Origin of the sequence: Membranihabitans maritimus, assembly GCF_021729145.1 — a bacterium.
Classification (GTDB): domain Bacteria; phylum Bacteroidota; class Bacteroidia; order Chitinophagales; family Saprospiraceae; genus Membranihabitans; species Membranihabitans maritimus.
On sequence record NZ_JAJSLW010000007.1, the window covers coordinates 66820 to 84653 of the forward strand.

Here is a 17834-nt window from a genome sequence, read left to right on the forward strand (position 1 = left end):
TTTATTACAATCCTTAATAAGGGTATTATCAGGACTGTTTCTAATCTTAGGAAAAGAAAGGATAAAAAAATCACCATTAAAAATCCAATTAAACTCTCTATACGTATGTATTGAAATTGACGGTATATTTCATTAGTCAATAACTTGATTTGTTTTATTTAATCTTAGAAAAGATTTCCATTCTTAATTTATTTAGGGTTACAAATTAGATTGGATTCCGGGGTGCAAAACACCCCGGATTTTTCATTAGATTCTGGGATTTAGCATATATTTACGCCATCAATACCGTCGTAATTATGATAAATACTCACATTGGCAGGCTTAGAATTTTAGGATTCCTGGAGGGTTCTTCTCTACTAGTTTTATTATTTATTGCAATGCCTCTAAAATACATTTGGGATAATCCTGTTCTTGTCGAAATAATAGGTATGATACACGGGCTCTTATTCCTGCTTTTTATTTGTTACACTATATTTATTGCAATAGAGCGTAAATGGAAATTTTTTTCAAAAACGTTTAAAATATTAGTTTCTTCATTTATTCCGTTTGGGACTTTTTATATTGACCATACTATTCTCAAAAAAGAAATGGCGAAGTAATTCTAATTTACCTATTTTCTGCTTTTGCTAATTGATAAAATCAATAATAACTTCAAATTTTACATTTGGTTTTCATAACCATCAATTCCGGTTCATACTAATTACTTTATTCTATAAGGTTGCTAGTTAACTAACAATTACAATTATTGAAATATTAATCTATATATTATTATTTTTCAGCAAAATACACATATATTTTTTTTATCAATGAACACCACACACCTCAGATCTAAGACCATATATTATAAGATCTTTTTACACACAAAACCACCCGTTAGAAAATAAAATGAAAGCAATAATTTACACACATATAAGATATTAAAAATTATTTTTAACAAAATATTTAAAATATTATTCTAGATAAACTTGTTTTATAGATATCACTTAATCAAAAACACTTAACTATGTTACGGCTAATAATTTTTCTTCTAGTAATTGCATTAATTGCAGCTGTATTGGGTTTTGGAGGAATTGCAGGAGCTGCCGCGGGAATCGCAAAAATCGTATTCTACATTTTCCTGGTTTTATTAGTGATATCCCTAATCTTTAGACTATTACGCAAAGTGTAAGGAAAATAGGAATAATCTTACATGATCCTGTCGGAAGAAATTTCCGGCAGGATTTTTTTTAATTAGCAAACACTTGCAGAGCACAAATAGGTAAAAACTATTATCTTCAACACTCTTTTTATTGTATCAATATTGAACCTAATCAAGAAACCCGAAACCATTGATTCTTAAAATAGCTTGTGCCGATCAAAAGGGGTTAGTTCACAGAATAACCGGTGTAATTTACCAGCATAATCTCAATGTGATCAAAAATGATGAATACGTTGACATTACTAACGAAAAATTCTTCATGAGAACAGAGTTTGATACACCATTAGATAAAAAGGATTTATTAACTGATATTAAAAAAGTATTACCGGATAATGCCTACGTTAAACTTTTCGGCAACAAAAAGCAAAAGATTATATTATTGGCAAGTAAAGAATATCATTGTCTCAGCGACATAATGATACGCTGCCATTCAAAAGATCTAAAAGCTGAAATCCCCTGTATCATTTCAAATCATACAAAACTTGAGTCTCTTTCCAAAAGATTTGATATTCCATTCTATTATGTTGATCACAAAAATAAAACAAGGGAAGACCACGAAAAATTGATAAAGGAAATAATAGATCAACACGATTGTGACTATATCATTCTGGCTAAATATATGCGTATCCTCACACCATCATTTATCAATACATACAAGAACAAGCTCATTAACATACATCATTCTTTTTTACCTGCATTTAAAGGGGCTCGTCCATATCATCAGGCATTTGAAAGAGGGGTGAAAATAATTGGTGCTACTGCCCATTTTGTTAATGAGGATCTCGATGAAGGCCCCATTATAGAGCAAGACATAATAAAAATTAACCACGGTTATAATGCGAAATCTATGTCAAAGGCCGGAAAAGATGTTGAAAAATTTGTATTAGCCAGAGCTTTACAGTTAGTACTGGAACAAAGAGTATTTGTAAATGGGAATAAGACCATTGTATTTTAACCTTGTACCCCATTTAATTCATGGTTATTCAAAAGGACTTCAGAGGAATAATGGTGTAAATCAATGATAAATAATTAATTTACAATCAATCTCACCTAATCACGATTGACCAGTACAAATTGCTTCTCAACTAAACCGGGGTATGATCTAAAATGGAAAAATGATCATATATATTGTATTTCTAACACAATCCATATTTTGACATTCTGAATCTATTCAGGCCCCGGCGAATGATCAAGACTCAACCAGAAATTACATTTATAGCCATTATATCCCTTCAAAAATTTCAGCCAAAATGAGAAATGTGATGAATTTTCAGCACTTCAACGTTGGAAATTCATCTACGGCTATAAAAAAAGCCAGAATAAATGATATTCCGGCTTAAATATTTTTATCTCGATTCGTTGTTACCCGAAGTCATCAAATGCTATATTCTCCTCTGGAACTCCCAGTTCATCAAACATCTTCATACACGCATCCAACATTGGTCCCGGGCCACATAAGTAATATTCAATCTCTTCAGGTTCTTTATGGAATTTCAAATAATTATCATATAAAGCCTGATGGATAAATCCAGTAAATCCGTCTCCTTCAGGATCATCCAGGGACTTTTTCACTTTCCAATTATCTTCTTCTAATGCAGCAGATAATGCTATATTATAAGCAAAATTATCATATTCTTTCTCTAGTTCTCTAAAATGGTCCGTGTAGAATAATTCACGCTTTGACCGCCCACCATACCAATATGATACTTTTCTATCCCTTGTATGTTTGGTGTGAAATAGATGAAACAGGTGCGATCGCAAAGGAGCCATACCAGCACCACCACCTATATAAATCATTTCCTTCTTTGTATCCTTAATAAAAAATTCTCCATATGGACCTGAAATCGTTACCTTATCTCCGGGCTTTTTATCAAAAACATAAGAAGAACACACTCCGGGATTTACATCTTTCCATTTATTAGCATTTCTATCCCATGGCGGTGTAGCAATACGAATATTCAACATCACAATATTACCTTCAGCAGGATGGTTGGCCATAGAATAAGCACGGAACTCTTCCTCATCATTTACCATTTTTAGGTCCCATAATTTCCAATCGTCCCACTCACTTTTAAACTTTTCTTTGCCAGCCGGATCATCAGGATGAGGTGCAATATCAAAATTTTTAAAATCGATTGTAGTTTTAGGAACGTCAATTTGAATATAACCACCGGGCTCAAAATCCAAAGTCTCACCTTCCGGTAATTTAACTACGAACTCTTTAATAAAAGTAGCCACATTATAATTTGAAACAACTTCACATTCCCATTTCTTTATACCAAAAATCTCTTCGGGAATTCCTATATCCATGTTGTCTCTTACTTTTACCTGGCATGCCAATCTTTCGTGATTTTTCACTTCCTTTTTTGACAAATGGTTTAACTCGGTAGGAAGGGCGTCCCCACCACCTTCATAAATTTTACAGCGGCACATAGCACATGTTCCACCACCACCACAAGCAGAAGGTAAAAAAACGCTTTTATCAGACAAAGCAGATAATAGTGACGTACCGGGTTGTACTTTTATGGGGTTCTCTTTATCACCATTGACAACTATATTTACATCCCCTTGGGGTACTAATCTTTTGCGAGCTGCTATAAGCATGAAAGAAAGCAAAAGAATTATTAGACTAAAAACTATTACTGCATATACTATTGGCAAGAAATTCAATAAAACAAGCATGAATAATTACTTTTTAAATTTTCTTAAAATGCACTCGGATCAATACCCAGTAGACTCAAAAAAGCCATACCCATTAATCCCGTTAACAAAAAGGCCATACCCAAACCACGCATGGGCGCAGGAACATTAGAATAAGCCATTTTCTCACGAATGGCAGCAATGGCAATAATGGCCAGAAACCAACCAAAACCACCGCCTAATCCAAATGCCACGGATTCACCCAAATTGTACTCCCGGGTTACCATAAACAAAGATCCTCCCAGAATAGCACAATTCACCGTTATCAGCGGAAGAAATATTCCCAGTGAACTATACAGGGAAGGAGAAAACTTCTCAATGACCATTTCCACTAACTGGACCATAGAAGCAATAACAGCAATAAACAAAATAAGCCTCAAGAAAGTCAGATCCGTTCCGAATAATCCATCAGGACTTAATATATAATTAGTAATCAACCAATTAATAGGAACAGTAAAGCCCAATACAAATATTACTGCCAAACCAAGTCCAAAGGCAGTTTTCACAGATTTCGACACAGCCAAATAAGAACACATACCCAGAAAGTAAGAAAGGATAAGGTTTTCTATAAATGCCGATTTAATAAAAATATTGATGTACTCCATAATATCTTTTTTATATTTTTATTTCATTCATTTATTTACGATACATCAACCAACTTAGTATTCCATGCCCTGTGTAACCAAATTATTCCTGCAATCAAAAACATCGCTGCGGACGACAATACCATAAGATTGTTATTCTGATACCAGGCGAACATAGTACCGATTCCTTCGGTAGCCGTTGTGTTAATCAAAAAATCAGGTGAAGCCCCGATCAATTTCAGCGTTCCAAAAGGACTTCCGGCAAATAATGTTCCCTTTCCAAATAATTCCCGGAACAATGCTACAATTAATAAAATAGCTCCATACCCCAAACCATTCCCTACACCATCCAAAAAAGATTGCCACGGTTTATTAGCCATCGCAAAAGCTTCTAGTCGGCCCATAACTATACAATTGGTAATAATCAATCCTATAAATACGGATAATTGTTTATATACTGTAAAACTCAATGCTTTTAATGTCAATTCCACAATCGTTACAAGTGCGGCAATTATTACCAACTGTACGATCATACGAACGGGTTTTGGTATATAAGAACGCAAAAGGGAAGTAAACAAATTAGCAAAAGCACATACAAAAACTACTGCGATCGACATCACGAATGAGGGATAGATCAATGTAGTAACAGCTAATGCAGAACATATACCCAATACCTGAACGGTAATCGGATTATCATCATTAATAGGATCTGTTATTAGCTTTCGCTCATTTTTACCAAAAATTGGCTTTTTCTCCTTTAGCGGTTTTTGCTTTACTGCAGTTTCAGCCATAATTTTAATTTTTCCTTAAACTATTTAAATAAGGTTCGTAATTTTTGATTCCTTTGTACATCATATTGGTAACACCGTTACATGTAACTGTAGCTCCTGAAATGGCATCAACCTGATGTTCAGGATCGTTTATCACTCCTTTGACAACTTTTACAGAAACCAAATTACCAGATTCATCATACAATTCCTTCCCTTTAAATTGGGCAGGAAATGCAGGATTATCCTTGATTTCGGCTCCCAAACCTGGGGTTTCACCAGCATGATCAAAGCTTACACCTACGATGGTTGAAAGGTCGCTTTCCAGAGCGATATTCCCCCAGATGGCATCCCATAGCCCTTGACCCCTTACGCTAACAATGTAGTATTTCTCCCCTTCACTTTCAAATACATATAAAGGGTATTGTTGCTCACCTTCGGGCTTCTTTAATTGTTCTTCGAGATTAATTTCTTCAGCTTTCTTGCCTTCTATTATATTTCCTTCACTATCAACTACCAATTCCTCAATATCCTGATCGAAAATACCTTGCACATCTTCAGCCGTCATGGCTTCCACAGACTGATCTAATACTGGCTGGACAGCCAATAAAACACTCTTTTTATTGTATACCGCCTCATTGAGATCGTGAATAGGTTTTAATACTGTTTGCATGCCGGCTAAAATGAAAGCAACCACTACCGTCATGATCAATACAAACTTGACAATATAATTTGTTGAATTACGCACGTTTCAATCTTTTTTTAATGTTACCAAGAACTACATAATGGTCAATTAAAGGAGCAAATGTATTTAATAATAATATTGCCAACATCCACCCTTCCGGGTAAGCAGGATTAATAATCCGAATTATCATGCCTATCATACCAATCAAAAATCCGTAAATAAATTTTCCATAATTAGTAGCAGTAGCAGTTACAGGATCAGTTGCCATAAATACAATTGCAAACCAAAAACTTCCCATTAAAAACTGATTATACCAGGGAACTTCCATGAAAGGTGTTGCTCCCCATGCATTAAAAACAAGAGACATAACCACAGCACCAACTAGTCCACTAAACATTATTCTCCAACTTCCTATTTTGGAAGCTAACAAAATTATCGCACCTAATATAATCAATGGCTTAGAAGTTTCACCAACAGAACCAGGTAAGGCTCCCCACAACATTTGAGATGAAGAATAGACGTCAGTGACTGCTGACCATCCACCTTCATATGCTAAAGAAAGAGGAGTCGCTCCTGTAAATCCGTCTACGATGACTGCGGTAGAATCAAATTGCGCCCAATCAAACCATCCAAAAATGGTATTGAAAAAACTCGTCTGCCACCAACCATAATCCGTCGCAGCACCCGGTAAAATTTGATCGAAACCTGCAATCCATACTTGATCACCTGAAATAGTTGTCGGATAAGCAAAAAACACAAATGCCCTTGCCAACAATGCAACATTCCAAATATTCATACCTGTTCCCCCAAAGGCTTCTTTACCCAAAAAAACAGCAAAACCCACTGCCAAACACAATATCCAAATAGGTAAATCCGGAGGCATTATAAGCGGTATCAAAGCACCTGAAACAAGAAAACCTTCCTCTATAGCATGTCCTTTTTTCCACGCAAAATAAAATTCAATACCCAAACCAACAACATGGGTCCAAATAAAGAGCGGAAGTATCTTTGTTAATCCAAACGCAATTTTGAGATGAAATCCTTCAAAAAAAGATTCGTACATCCCTAAAGCTACAAAGTGTTGGTGACCAATATTATATGTTCCTAGCAAATAACAAAATTGTAATGCCAGTACCACAGTAACCATGGTTCTTTTTAAGTCCATTCTATCTCTTATATGGACACCTTTGGAACCTGTTACTTCGTTTGGGGCATATAAAAAAGTAAAAAACCCATCGTACAAGGTATGACCTAAAGTCCCTTTTTTAGGTTCCTTACTTTTTATAAAATTTAGCAACTTTTTCATGCTGACAATTTCTTTCTAATATAAATTTACAATTCCTGATTCCTCATTAAGCTTCCACCAACATAAAGTCCAACCCTTCGCGAAGCAATTTTTGCAATGGCTGTTTGGATGTACAGGCAAATTCACATAATGCTACATCCTCTTCTACCAATTCATAAATACCCAATCCTTCCATTCTGTCAATATCCCGGGTAATTATAGCTTTGAATAAATGTTGGGGAAATGTATCCACAGGCAATAATTCTTCATATTGACCTGATACTACGAACGCCCTTTTTTCTCCATGAGTGTTCGTATCTACATCATATGCCATTTCTTTTAAAGCAAAATTGGGGAATGTAGGCGATACCGTTGGTCTAAAGGATTGCGGTATCAACCAACCAAACATCTCATAATCATTCCCTTCCGAAATACAAGTAACCTGAGTAGAATAGAAATCGAGAAAGGCATTCCCTTCCTTCTTGTCTCCACACAACACGTTCCCTGAAATAACCCTTATCTTTTCATCTTCTAATTCCTGCTTAACCAATTCCGACAAATCTGCACCTAGAAACGTTCGAATATACCGGGGCCTTTGAGCACTGGGGCCACAAACATTAATAATTCTTGTAGCATCATATTGATTTTTCAAAAACATATTACCAAGGGTTATTAACTCCTGGAGACCAATTGTCCAAACAATATCACCTTGTTTTATGGGTTTAATATGGTGAATTTGAACCCCTACATTTCCGGCGGGATGTGGACCATCAAAATAATGCTTTTCTACTCCGGATAACTCCTCCAATTCTACTGGAAATGAACTTTCCTTTCTTCCATCCAAACTCATAAAAACGGAGCCGTCGGTTAATTTATTCAATACTTGAATGCCCTTTTGAATAGCATCAAATCTTCCATCTATGGCTACTGAACTATCCCCGGCTAATGGAGATGTATCAAAACCTGAAATAAATATATCCCTTGGTTCTTCGTCATTATCAGGTAATATATTATACGGTCTTTGCATGAATAATGGCCAACCGCCATTCTCTTTTAAAAATGTCCTAATCTCTTCCCGATCAGCAGTCTCTACATCAGGACTATTTAAGTCTTTGTACGATATTTCCTTATCGGCTAAAATCACCACCTGATCAATTGCCCGTTTCAACCCTCTATTAATTTCAACTACCTCACCACTTACGGGAGAAACAAAAAAAACATCGGGATGCTTTTTATCGAAAAACAAAGCCTGACCAGCCAAAACTTCATCCCCTTCTTCAACCACCAATTTGGGAATTGGGGCAATATTGTTAAAATTAAAGGGCTGAACAGCATATCTACTGGTAAAAACATCTTCTATTTCTTGATGACTTTCACCTTTTAGTTTGATATCTGTGCCCTTCTTTAATACATGAATATTGGCACCTGTACCTTCCTCATCGGACGTCGACCCTATGTCAACACCGGTTTTTACAGAAAGTACCTGAACCATACTGTTCCCAACTACAGCAACAGCACCGAGGACCAATACTCCCAAAATAAGTATCACACCAATAGTTACCATATTGCCTTCACCACCGGATTGCCCAAAAGCAAGACCCGTACTTAACACAATAAAAAATAATGTCCGAAAAATAAAAGGTAAAAACTTACTGGAAGCGGATAAAACCTTCATGATCAATAATATAATATCATTAACAATTATTCTGCAAATATATGAATGATTATAAATATGAAGCTAATCAATCAATACCGGATTAAATTTTAGATTTATTCTAAATAATCCTCTACAGAATATCTTCAAATTCGATGCGCGAAGGTAAAAATTAACTTTTCAATTAACAATATAAAATGAGGGTATTTTACAATTATTCGACCACTTTAATAGTAAAATTTACTGAAGATATAGGTGGCTCCGTATTTGCCAACACATCTACGGTAACTTCCTGAACCCCCAGGTCTTGCTCCGTGCTATCGTAGATAACTTCCAATGTACCTGATGCACCAGGATCAACAGGTGTTCTGGGCCAATTTAGTGTAGAACAATCACATCCGCTAGCCACTTCAATTACCAAAGGAGCTGTTCCTGTATTTTTAAAACTTATTTCCGATGTTTTCTTTGATCCCTTTTTTAATTCACCAAAATCATAATCATTTTGTCCAAATTCTACTTTGGGCATTCCGGAAGCATCACTGCTGCCTTCCCCTGTATTTGTATCTTCTCTTTTCCGGACCTTTTTCTTTTCTGATTGAACGGGGATACTGGTAGGTCCCTCTATTATCGTAAACTCTGTTCTCCTATTTAGTAAATGTTCTTCTTCTGAGCAATCAACACCATTAGAACAGTGATTGAGCAATCGATTTTCTCCATATCCAACAGCCTGCACTCTATTTTCATCAATGCCCCTTTCGACCAGGTATCTTTTAGCTGAATTTGCTCTTCGCTGAGAAAGATCCATATTGTAAGGATCATTACCCCTGCTATCCGTGTGCGATGAGAGCTCTATTACCATTGTAGGATAATCAGTCAATAAATTATACAAAAAGTCAAGATCTTGTTCTGCCTCCATTTTGATTCGATCATCATCAAAGTCGTAATAAATATTATTAAGTCGGATTGGCTCATTTTTAGAAATAACTTCTGGCTCTTCTTCTACAGGTAATTTGTCTAATCGAAATACACCTTTAAAATCCTTAGACTCTGTCACCCCAACTGTATTAAACCCTACGGTATCAGAAATATACCCTTCTCTGGAAACCAGAACCTGATATGCTTTATCCGCATCAATTGAAAAGGTAAAATCATTACCTTCAGGATTGTATTGCACATCGGGAGAGCCCCATTCATTTTCCACAACGGGAAAAACTGAAATACTAGCCTCATTCAAGGGTGTCTCCCCATCAAATACCGTCGCCAACAATCGTACAATTATTTCCTTATTATCCAATTTATAAATATCATCACAGCAAGTAGAGCTTTGAATTGACCTCGTTCCCTGTCGATTAGATACCAAATAGGCATTCATTTCCTCTGTGGGTGGGTAATAATAGGTTTCATCAAGAGTAGAATTAACTCCCTTACCAATGTTTTCCACCCGGGTCCAGGAATCCCCTGTCCACAAGGCGCTAATAATATCAAATCCTCCCATGCTCGGATGTCCATCCGAACTAAAATACAATGTATTACTTAGAAAAATGGGACTAATTTCATTCCCCGGTGTATTTATTTCAGCACCTAATGGGATTGTATTTCCTGCCTCATTTGGAGCATTAAGAGGGGCGTAAAAAATATCAAACCCTCCAAGACTACTTCCACCGTCATAAGCAAAAAATAAGACTTCCCGACCTGAAAGATTTCCAACTGATGGATTTTTCACAATTCCATTAGTTGGCAACCCTTCCACTTTCTGAGGTGAAGACCACCCTCGCCCACTTCCCTGGCTATAATAAATCGCACCAGATTCTATCTTTGAACCAGACAATGTAAAATAGGTAAAATACATACGTCTCCCATCTGGTGTTACAAATACATTACCTATATGACCTCTATCTCCACGCAATACTCCTTCTACCGGTTGTGCTCTTCTGGTAAATTCACCATCGGAATTCATTTGAGCACTAAATACTTTGGATTGTCTATTCACATCTTCTCCTTCCTGAAGCAACTTATTTTCACCAAACGAAGTAAAAAACAAATTCCCTCCGGATACAGGGATGGGAGTCCCCTCTGAATTTCGGGTATTTATTCTAGTGCCTAGATTTACAACCTCAATATTTTCAGGACTTTTCAACCTTTCCGCCATATTTATACCTTGCAGCTCTACATCGGCTACTCGGGTAATTGAATCACTATACATTCCTTCCTGAATTTCCTGGAATACTATTGCAGATTCATTATATTTTCCATTTGATTTTAATACTTTACCATAATTCAACCTGGCAAGCGGATAATCGCCTTCAGCATCCTTATCCAATAAACGAGCATACCAACGCTCTGCTCGCTTATAATCCCGAATTTTATAGTATAATTCTGCAATTCGAGACATATATTTCACATTCCGCTCTTCACGATATACTTCATTATACCATTCCAATGCATTGTAATAATCATTTTTAAAATAAGCAGAATCTGCTGCTTCGATCTTAAATCGCAAAGGGATTTCAGAAAGGGGTTGGCTGATCAAATAACCACTTTGCAGTAAGATAAAAGATAATATAATATACCGTAAATACTTCATATTCAATAATTAGAATGCCGGACACAAAATAACTTCTTTAACCTTTGGACGTTTGAAGATTTTGCCAATATACCTTACGCCAATTTCAAAACTTTGAGCTGGACTCAAAGGCGATGTACTGAGGTCATATCCTACTCCTACCCGAAGTGATTTGTACTCTAATCCCGCCAGCACCTGAACTGCATCACCTACTCTATAACCCAATCCTCCCATCAGTCGAAAATCACTATCCTGTGCAAGACGATACCCCAACTGTGCCTGGCCATACCCCAAAAACAATCCCGTACGCAAATGAGCTACCACCGCCGGTTCTATCGTCATTTGATCATTGATTGAAAAAACGCCATTCCCATGGATATTAAATTGCATTCCCTCTTCACCACTACCAGAATTTGTCAATTGATACTCAATCGGCAAAAGATGCTTTGCAGCAATTCCAAATCGAAATTGATCGGTTTCATTGATATTTGATGTAAACATTAAGCCTGCACCAAGTTCCGTACCTCCCGAGGATTCCATTTTCAGATCTTGTTGGCCCTGCCCCTGATCTTCAAAGATATATTCATTTATATCACCAATTTTCATGCTTTGAGATCCACCGTTAAGTGCAACGGTAAAAACATTTCTTCTCTTTTTGTCCAAAGCAAGGTGGTATGATATAAAACCATTAAATCCTGTAGTCGTCAGTTTGCCTATTCCCGCCTGATCCTGAAAAAAATTAACCCCTACCCCTATCCAGTCTTCTTTTTTCAGTCCAATGGCCAAAGGGGCATCTATAGATAAAGATGGAGTAGTAAACTGGTTAGGCAAAATGTTAGACCATTGATCTCTATAAATAGCAGTCACTCTAAAACTGCCACTATAAGCCCCGGTATTAGCAGGATTCAACACCAATGGCTGAAGATCATATCGGGTAAAATGTAAATCCTGAGCCGTAAGTTTAATTTGACTTAACAAGAAAAACAAAAAAAATATTGGTAGAAATATACGCAGCATATAATTCATTATTACTTAATATTTCAAATATAGCACATTACAGATTTTTTCTAATCTGAATTACCATAAAATTCCACGTTTTAACGCCATACCTAACTTATCGTGCAGACAATCAACTATTAAGGATTTGACGCTACATACTTAATGCAGACAAAATAATATAAAAAACATTGAATCCGTGATTTTATTAAAAATTTTGTCGGAATAACGTACTTATTCATTCTCAATTATAATCATGTAGTTTCTTCAGGGAAATGACCGGCATTTTGGTACTAGATATCGAATTATAATTACTAAATCCGTTAAAATCGAATTATCAAAATTTTCCCATACTTTAGGAGAAATTATTTTTATCATCAGGAAAAAATTTTATGGCTACTACCTGGATTGTCTTGTCTATACTTTTGGTAATAAGTTTACTAATCCCTTTGATCCGAAGTCAATACTGGATTGTAAAAGCGCTGGAATACCCTATGTTGCAACAATTAGGTATTACGGTTTTTTTACTGGTAACCGGACTTGTTATTTTCCAAAATCCGCCTCTAATCATCATTATATTATTGATATTGCTGATCGTTGGTTTTATTTATCAAATCTATAAAATACTACCTTACACGTCCGCATTCCACCCGGAAATGAAAAGCAATACCGAGAATACCGGATCAATACCCATCTCTATATATGTAAGTAATGTTTATCAATATAATACACAGTATCAAAAGACATTGGACCAGATTAGAAAATACAAACCTGACTTTATTGTTCTTCTAGAAACCAATAAAAAATGGGCTGACCAACTCAATTCGCTTAGGTCTGAATATTATTCAATAGAACAACCACAGGAAAATACTTATGGAATGTTATTTTATTCAAAATATAAAATTGAAGAACAAGATGTCCATTTTCTTATTAAAAACGATATTCCCTCCATTGAAGCAATCATCCATCTGGGCAACGAAAAGAAAATTAAATTTTGGATAATCCACCCAGAACCTCCATTCCCGGGAGAAAGTGATGATACCGAGAAGAAAGACAAGGAATTAATTCAAGTGGCAGGAAAAATAAGAAATGAGAATTTACCGGCCATTGTAGCCGGGGACCTCAATGATGTAGCCTGGAGCAAAACAACCTTGTTATTCAAAAAATTATCAAATATGATTGATCCCAGAATCGGCAGAGGTTTTTACAATACCTTCCACGCTAAAAATCCATTTATACGTTTTCCACTAGACCATATTTTTTTCTCAACTGAATTCAAATTAGTTAAGTTGGAAAGAGGAACCAATACCGGTTCGGATCATTTCCCCCTATTCATACAGACCTCATTCAATGGCCTTCATAAGAATGATCAACATTCAGAAGATATCCTGGAAGAAGATAAAGCCGAAATCCAGGAAATCATGCAAAAATGACCATCTATTTTGAATCAATTGCCTTTCGCACACTTCCATGGGTAAGAAGTAACTGTTTGGAAGCATCATAATCCAACCCTGTTTCATTTTGGATCATACGAACTCCTCTGTCAACTAATTTTGAGTTACTCAATTGCATATCTACCATTTTATTCCCTTGTACCCTTCCCATTCCAATCATTGCGGAAGTAGAAATCATATTCAAGACCAATTTCTGTGCAGTTCCAGATTTCATACGCGTACTCCCCGTTACTACTTCCGGTCCGACAACCACTTCAATCGGGAAATCAGCGTTCTCAGCTAATGGACTTCCGGTGTTACAAGTTATGCAACCAGTTAAAATATTATTTTCTCTACAATTTCTGAGACCTCCAATTACATACGGAGTAGTCCCGCTTGCGGCTATCCCAATGACTACATCACGTTCGTCAACTTGGTGATCTTTCAAATCTTTCCAGGCCTGAGACGTATCGTCTTCCGCACTCTCCACAGACTTACGAATTGCAATTTCTCCTCCTGCCATAATTCCAATGACAAGATCCTCGGGCACACCATAAGTAGGTGGACACTCTGAAGCATCTAATACACCAAGCCTTCCTGACGTTCCTGCCCCGATATAAAATAATCTTCCACCACTTTTCATCTTTTCAATTATCGCTTCAATCAAAGGTTCAATCTTATCCAAAACTGCTTCAACTGCCAAGGGCACTCTCTGATCTTCTTTATTAATAATAGAGATAACCTCTCTTACTGATTTCTTTTCAAGATCATTATATTCCGATGATCGCTCTGTAATTTTTTCCATGTTAAATTGGTGAATATTAATAATCCTCAAAAATAGCATAAAAAAAAGAGGAGACTAACATCTCCTCTCTCTATTCTATATAATTAAATATAGAAACCATGAAACCTATCCTTCTACTAATATTCCATTTTCCTTTTTCATTTCATTCTTAATGTCCATGATACAATCATCAAAGTCATCATACACATGTTCTTCTTCTATCAAGCTCGGCATAAAGTCAATTTTTCTCAATTGAGCTTCAGTCCTTTCATTAAGTCCGGTAATAAATATTTTCGCTCCTTGTTTTTTAAGGTCCTCTATGATATCCTCCAGGGCATATAATCCTGACTGGTCGACAAACGGGACCCTTTCAAACCTAAAAACGAAATAATCAATACCTTCGACATCTCCCATAAAATTCTTCATTGAAGAACTAAACCCAAAAAATATGGGACCATACAAATGCTTGATATAAACCTTTTTTAGAAAATCAGTGGTAAGTTCTTTTTCATCCTCCCACTTTAATCCATTGTTATTTTCATTTTGATAATCGTCAAGATTTTTGACGGTTGTATGTTCTTCCGACATCTCACTCATTTTCTTCATAAACAAGAATGTCGCCAATACCATACCGATACCTACTGCCTGTAAAAGGTCAACAAATACCGTAGCAACTAGTACAATTAACATAATTATAGAGTCTGATTTTGGTACGCTTCTTATATGTCTGAAGCCTTTGTAATCAATTATTCCAATTCCAACTGTAATCAATATTCCCGCAAGTACTGAAAGAGGAATTTCGGAAGCTAAAGTTCCCAATCCCAACAATACGACTAATAAAAATAATCCGTGAACCATTCCGGATATTCTGGTTTTACCTCCTGCATTAATGTTTACCACTGTTCTCATTGTGGCACCTGCACCAGGAATTCCACCAAAAATAGAAGAAACCATATTACCTATTCCCTGTCCGACCAATTCCTTATCAGAATTGTGTCTGGTCTTAGTCAAATTGTCGGCTACCACGGAAGTCAGCAAACTATCTATGGCACCTAGTGCTGCCAATGTTATTGCAGGCATAAGGACCGTAGGAATATCTCCCAGTCCAAAATTCAAAAATGAGGAAATTTTCAATTCAGGCAATCCTCTTGGTATATCACCAATTTTAGGTACTTCCCATCCTAATAAAAGAGTAACCACCGGCATTATAATAATTGCTACAAGTGTTGATGGTATAGCTTTTGTAATTTTAGGAAATAAATATATAACTCCGATTGTCAACGTTGCTATTATGACTGAAAACCAATTTATATCAGTCAGAGCAGTTCCAATGTTAAGGATTATGTCAGTAATCTTTTTGGGAGAAGCTTTGCCAAAGAAAGGAAAAATTTGCAAAATTATTATAATAACACCAATCCCAGACATAAAACCAGATACCACAGGATAAGGAATAAATTTTATGTACTGACCTACCTTCAACACACCCAAAACAATCTGGATTGCCCCGGCCAGTAAAAATGTTAACAAAATTACACCGATTGCATTTTCCAATCCTCCGTACTCGCTTACTGCTGTAGCAATTAGCACCGCAGAAACAACAGTCATCGGACCAGTCGGACCCGACACCTGCGTACTTGTTCCACCAAACATTGCTGCCAGGAATCCCAAAATTATAGCACCGTACAATCCGGCTTCAGCGCCCATACCTGATTGAACACCGAAGGCAAGTGCTAAAGGTAATGCAACCACTCCAGCGGTAATTCCACCAAATAAGTCGTCTTTTATATATTTAAAATTGAATTTAAAAAGGTTCATAGTTTCCGTTTATGAATATTGATTAATTAAAATTTCAGTCTATTTCGTAGACTAATAATTGATCACGTAAACAACAACTTCTTGAATATGAAGTCATTGATGTTAGTTAATTAAATAAATTTTGTAAACTTAGTTTAAAATGTGATTGTACGCAGAAAGGCATATCCTACATATACTTGTTGCATGATGAACCCAGCAGATTTCACTAAAACAAATATTGATTTGTATTCTGCGTTATGAACCTAGAAATTCGGGTGGTGGTAAAATAACCTTTGAAATGTATTTGCATTCAGAATCTAAAATATCTAATCCAATATGTGAATTGGAATACCCTAGATCTATTTCCAAATAATTATACAGGAATTCATCTTTTGATTCCTCTTCTGCCCCTAATAATAGATTGGCAAGACTGGTTTCCTTTACTTCTTCTTCCATGCCAGCAAGTACAACTGAAGAATTTAGATATGAAGAACTGTCACTGTCAAACGTTAAATAAAAAAATGTACATGCCTGCACAACCATTACTAGCGTAAGGGTTACCGTAATCAGGACATTAAAAGAATGTATCTTGTTGTACATATATTTTATAATAAGAGCATCTGCAAATATACAAATATTGAAAACTATCTTCTATAGTTTTTAATCCTTTTCAAGATTATTAACATAAAGAACCATTGGAAGTCATTCTCTATGCAAAAGTCTTTACGTCTCATAAACACGTAACAAAGAGGTTTGTTCTAAAAATGCTATCAAACTCATACAATTTTCTGTAACTGCTACTTCTTCATCTCAAAAATAAAAAATTCCCACTCCACAGTGGGAATTTTAAAGAACCGAAAAATCCATGGTTTAGAACTTGTACGTGTAAAACTAGAACTAACTTCTTATATTAAACTCATTCGTCATATATCTTAATTAATATATAAATCAATCATTTAGTTCCAGTTATAACACTTATATTGTTAAATATATTATGTCTTATCATAAAAATTCATATTTCCCGTTTCAAATTAATCAATTGTGACCAGCCCCTTATCTCCGTTCCCCACCAAAAATAATACCTATTCAAAATCTAATACACATAATCCTGTCGCTCAACCAAGGCATAAAAGTCCTTTTCAAGAGGAAGGTATCCCTGGTCATAACAGAAGTAATAAACATTACCATTCTTAGTTCTATATACATTTGTGAAATAGGAAAAATCAAATTTTTTTTGTTGCAACTGCCTTTTATGAACTTTGGTCTTTCCACTGGGATTTAATTCAGCTAAGACTCGTCTATTCTTTCTCAGAATACGGTTTACTTTTCGCATAAGATTATTAGTATTCCGATTGAGATGGTTATTATAGGTTGATCTACACTCAGAATTA

General features: G+C 35.8%; 16 protein-coding genes. 4 read left to right on the plus strand and 12 right to left on the minus strand.

All coding sequences use genetic code 11. From position 1 onward, the window contains the following. The first annotated feature begins 296 nt into the window (after window positions 1–296). The 3 genes from LVD47_RS24065 to purU all read left to right on the plus strand — a co-directional run bounded on the left by LVD47_RS24065 (window position 297) and on the right by purU (window position 2153). Window positions 297–599, plus strand: a complete 303-nt coding sequence (locus LVD47_RS24065; RefSeq protein WP_369427769.1) for a DUF3817 domain-containing protein — start codon at window positions 297–299, stop codon at window positions 597–599. A gap of 404 nt (window positions 600–1003) precedes the next feature. Then, the gene (locus tag LVD47_RS09825) at window positions 1004–1168 is read left to right on the plus strand and encodes a DUF1328 family protein (RefSeq protein ID WP_236975618.1); all 165 of its coding nucleotides are present in this window, start codon (window positions 1004–1006) and stop codon (window positions 1166–1168) included. A 160-nt stretch (window positions 1169–1328) separates the two neighbouring features. After that, on the plus strand, window positions 1329–2153 hold the full coding sequence (gene purU, locus LVD47_RS09830; RefSeq protein ID WP_236975619.1) for a formyltetrahydrofolate deformylase: 825 nt from the start codon (window positions 1329–1331) through the stop codon (window positions 2151–2153). Window positions 2154–2560: 407 nt separating this feature from the next. Here the strand turns inward: purU and nqrF are convergent, their stop codons facing one another. The 8 genes from nqrF to LVD47_RS09870 form a co-directional block, all read right to left on the minus strand. Beyond that, window positions 2561–3880, minus strand: a complete 1320-nt coding sequence (gene nqrF, locus LVD47_RS09835; protein WP_236975621.1) for an NADH:ubiquinone reductase (Na(+)-transporting) subunit F — start codon at window positions 3878–3880, stop codon at window positions 2561–2563. Between the two features lie 23 nt (window positions 3881–3903). Beyond that, window positions 3904–4503 (minus strand): NADH:ubiquinone reductase (Na(+)-transporting) subunit E, encoded by a 600-nt coding sequence (gene nqrE, locus LVD47_RS09840; protein ID WP_236975623.1) that lies wholly within the window; start codon window positions 4501–4503, stop codon window positions 3904–3906. 35 nt (window positions 4504–4538) lie between these two features. Beyond that, entirely contained in the window at window positions 4539–5273 is a 735-nt protein-coding gene (locus tag LVD47_RS09845) for an NADH:ubiquinone reductase (Na(+)-transporting) subunit D (RefSeq protein WP_236975624.1), read from the minus strand. Between the two features lie 4 nt (window positions 5274–5277). Then, a complete protein-coding gene (gene nqrC, locus LVD47_RS09850; protein ID WP_236975625.1) occupies window positions 5278–5997 on the minus strand; it encodes an NADH:ubiquinone reductase (Na(+)-transporting) subunit C in 720 nt (239 codons plus the stop codon). Next, on the minus strand, window positions 5990–7240 hold the full coding sequence (locus tag LVD47_RS09855) for an NADH:ubiquinone reductase (Na(+)-transporting) subunit B (RefSeq protein WP_236975626.1): 1251 nt from the start codon (window positions 7238–7240) through the stop codon (window positions 5990–5992). The genes nqrC and LVD47_RS09855 overlap by 8 nt, the downstream gene beginning before the upstream one ends. A gap of 46 nt (window positions 7241–7286) precedes the next feature. Then, window positions 7287–8894, minus strand: coding sequence for a Na(+)-translocating NADH-quinone reductase subunit A (locus LVD47_RS09860; protein ID WP_236975627.1), 1608 nt, complete (start codon window positions 8892–8894; stop codon window positions 7287–7289). Window positions 8895–9087: 193 nt separating this feature from the next. After that, window positions 9088–11457, minus strand: coding sequence for a DUF1573 domain-containing protein (locus LVD47_RS09865; protein ID WP_236975628.1), 2370 nt, complete (start codon window positions 11455–11457; stop codon window positions 9088–9090). A gap of 9 nt (window positions 11458–11466) precedes the next feature. Continuing rightward, window positions 11467–12453, minus strand: a complete 987-nt coding sequence (locus LVD47_RS09870) for a PorP/SprF family type IX secretion system membrane protein (protein ID WP_236975629.1) — start codon at window positions 12451–12453, stop codon at window positions 11467–11469. A 371-nt stretch (window positions 12454–12824) separates the two neighbouring features. On the opposite strand from LVD47_RS09870, the gene LVD47_RS09875 reads away from it, so the two are divergent. Continuing rightward, the gene (locus LVD47_RS09875) at window positions 12825–13865 is read left to right on the plus strand and encodes an endonuclease/exonuclease/phosphatase family protein (RefSeq protein WP_236975630.1); all 1041 of its coding nucleotides are present in this window, start codon (window positions 12825–12827) and stop codon (window positions 13863–13865) included. A 4-nt stretch (window positions 13866–13869) separates the two neighbouring features. Here LVD47_RS09875 and murQ read toward each other — a convergent pair whose 3' ends face one another. From murQ to LVD47_RS09895, 4 genes are all read right to left on the minus strand, one after another. After that, window positions 13870–14670 carry an N-acetylmuramic acid 6-phosphate etherase gene (gene murQ, locus LVD47_RS09880; protein ID WP_236975631.1) on the minus strand — a complete coding sequence of 267 codons (801 nt, stop codon included), beginning with the start codon at window positions 14668–14670 and terminating at the stop codon, window positions 13870–13872. Between the two features lie 105 nt (window positions 14671–14775). Next, window positions 14776–16464 carry a SulP family inorganic anion transporter gene (locus LVD47_RS09885; RefSeq protein WP_236975632.1) on the minus strand — a complete coding sequence of 563 codons (1689 nt, stop codon included), beginning with the start codon at window positions 16462–16464 and terminating at the stop codon, window positions 14776–14778. Between the two features lie 234 nt (window positions 16465–16698). Beyond that, on the minus strand, window positions 16699–17043 hold the full coding sequence (locus LVD47_RS09890) for a hypothetical protein (protein ID WP_236975634.1): 345 nt from the start codon (window positions 17041–17043) through the stop codon (window positions 16699–16701). 493 nt (window positions 17044–17536) lie between these two features. After that, window positions 17537–17776, minus strand: coding sequence for a hypothetical protein (locus LVD47_RS09895; RefSeq protein WP_236975636.1), 240 nt, complete (start codon window positions 17774–17776; stop codon window positions 17537–17539). Between the last annotated feature and the right edge of the window lie 58 nt (window positions 17777–17834).

Excerpts from the sequence above, each read along its gene's own strand:
- LVD47_RS09865 (WP_236975628.1), bottom strand. The coding sequence starts at position 11,457 with ATGAAGTATTTACGGTATATTATATTATCTTTTATCTTACTGCAAAGT.
- LVD47_RS09845 (WP_236975624.1), bottom strand. The coding sequence starts at position 5,273 with ATGGCTGAAACTGCAGTAAAGCAAAAACCGCTAAAGGAGAAAAAGCCA.
- LVD47_RS09855 (WP_236975626.1), bottom strand. The coding sequence starts at position 7,240 with ATGAAAAAGTTGCTAAATTTTATAAAAAGTAAGGAACCTAAAAAAGGG.
- LVD47_RS09875 (WP_236975630.1), top strand. The coding sequence starts at position 12,825 with ATGGCTACTACCTGGATTGTCTTGTCTATACTTTTGGTAATAAGTTTA.
- LVD47_RS09895 (WP_236975636.1), bottom strand. The coding sequence starts at position 17,776 with ATGCGAAAAGTAAACCGTATTCTGAGAAAGAATAGACGAGTCTTAGCT.
- LVD47_RS09885 (WP_236975632.1), bottom strand. The coding sequence starts at position 16,464 with ATGAACCTTTTTAAATTCAATTTTAAATATATAAAAGACGACTTATTT.
- nqrE (WP_236975623.1), bottom strand. The coding sequence starts at position 4,503 with ATGGAGTACATCAATATTTTTATTAAATCGGCATTTATAGAAAACCTT.
- nqrF (WP_236975621.1), bottom strand. The coding sequence starts at position 3,880 with ATGCTTGTTTTATTGAATTTCTTGCCAATAGTATATGCAGTAATAGTT.
- murQ (WP_236975631.1), bottom strand. The coding sequence starts at position 14,670 with ATGGAAAAAATTACAGAGCGATCATCGGAATATAATGATCTTGAAAAG.
- LVD47_RS09860 (WP_236975627.1), bottom strand. The coding sequence starts at position 8,894 with ATGAAGGTTTTATCCGCTTCCAGTAAGTTTTTACCTTTTATTTTTCGG.
- LVD47_RS24065 (WP_369427769.1), top strand. The coding sequence starts at position 297 with ATGATAAATACTCACATTGGCAGGCTTAGAATTTTAGGATTCCTGGAG.
- LVD47_RS09890 (WP_236975634.1), bottom strand. The coding sequence starts at position 17,043 with ATGTACAACAAGATACATTCTTTTAATGTCCTGATTACGGTAACCCTT.
- LVD47_RS09825 (WP_236975618.1), top strand. The coding sequence starts at position 1,004 with ATGTTACGGCTAATAATTTTTCTTCTAGTAATTGCATTAATTGCAGCT.
- LVD47_RS09870 (WP_236975629.1), bottom strand. The coding sequence starts at position 12,453 with ATGCTGCGTATATTTCTACCAATATTTTTTTTGTTTTTCTTGTTAAGT.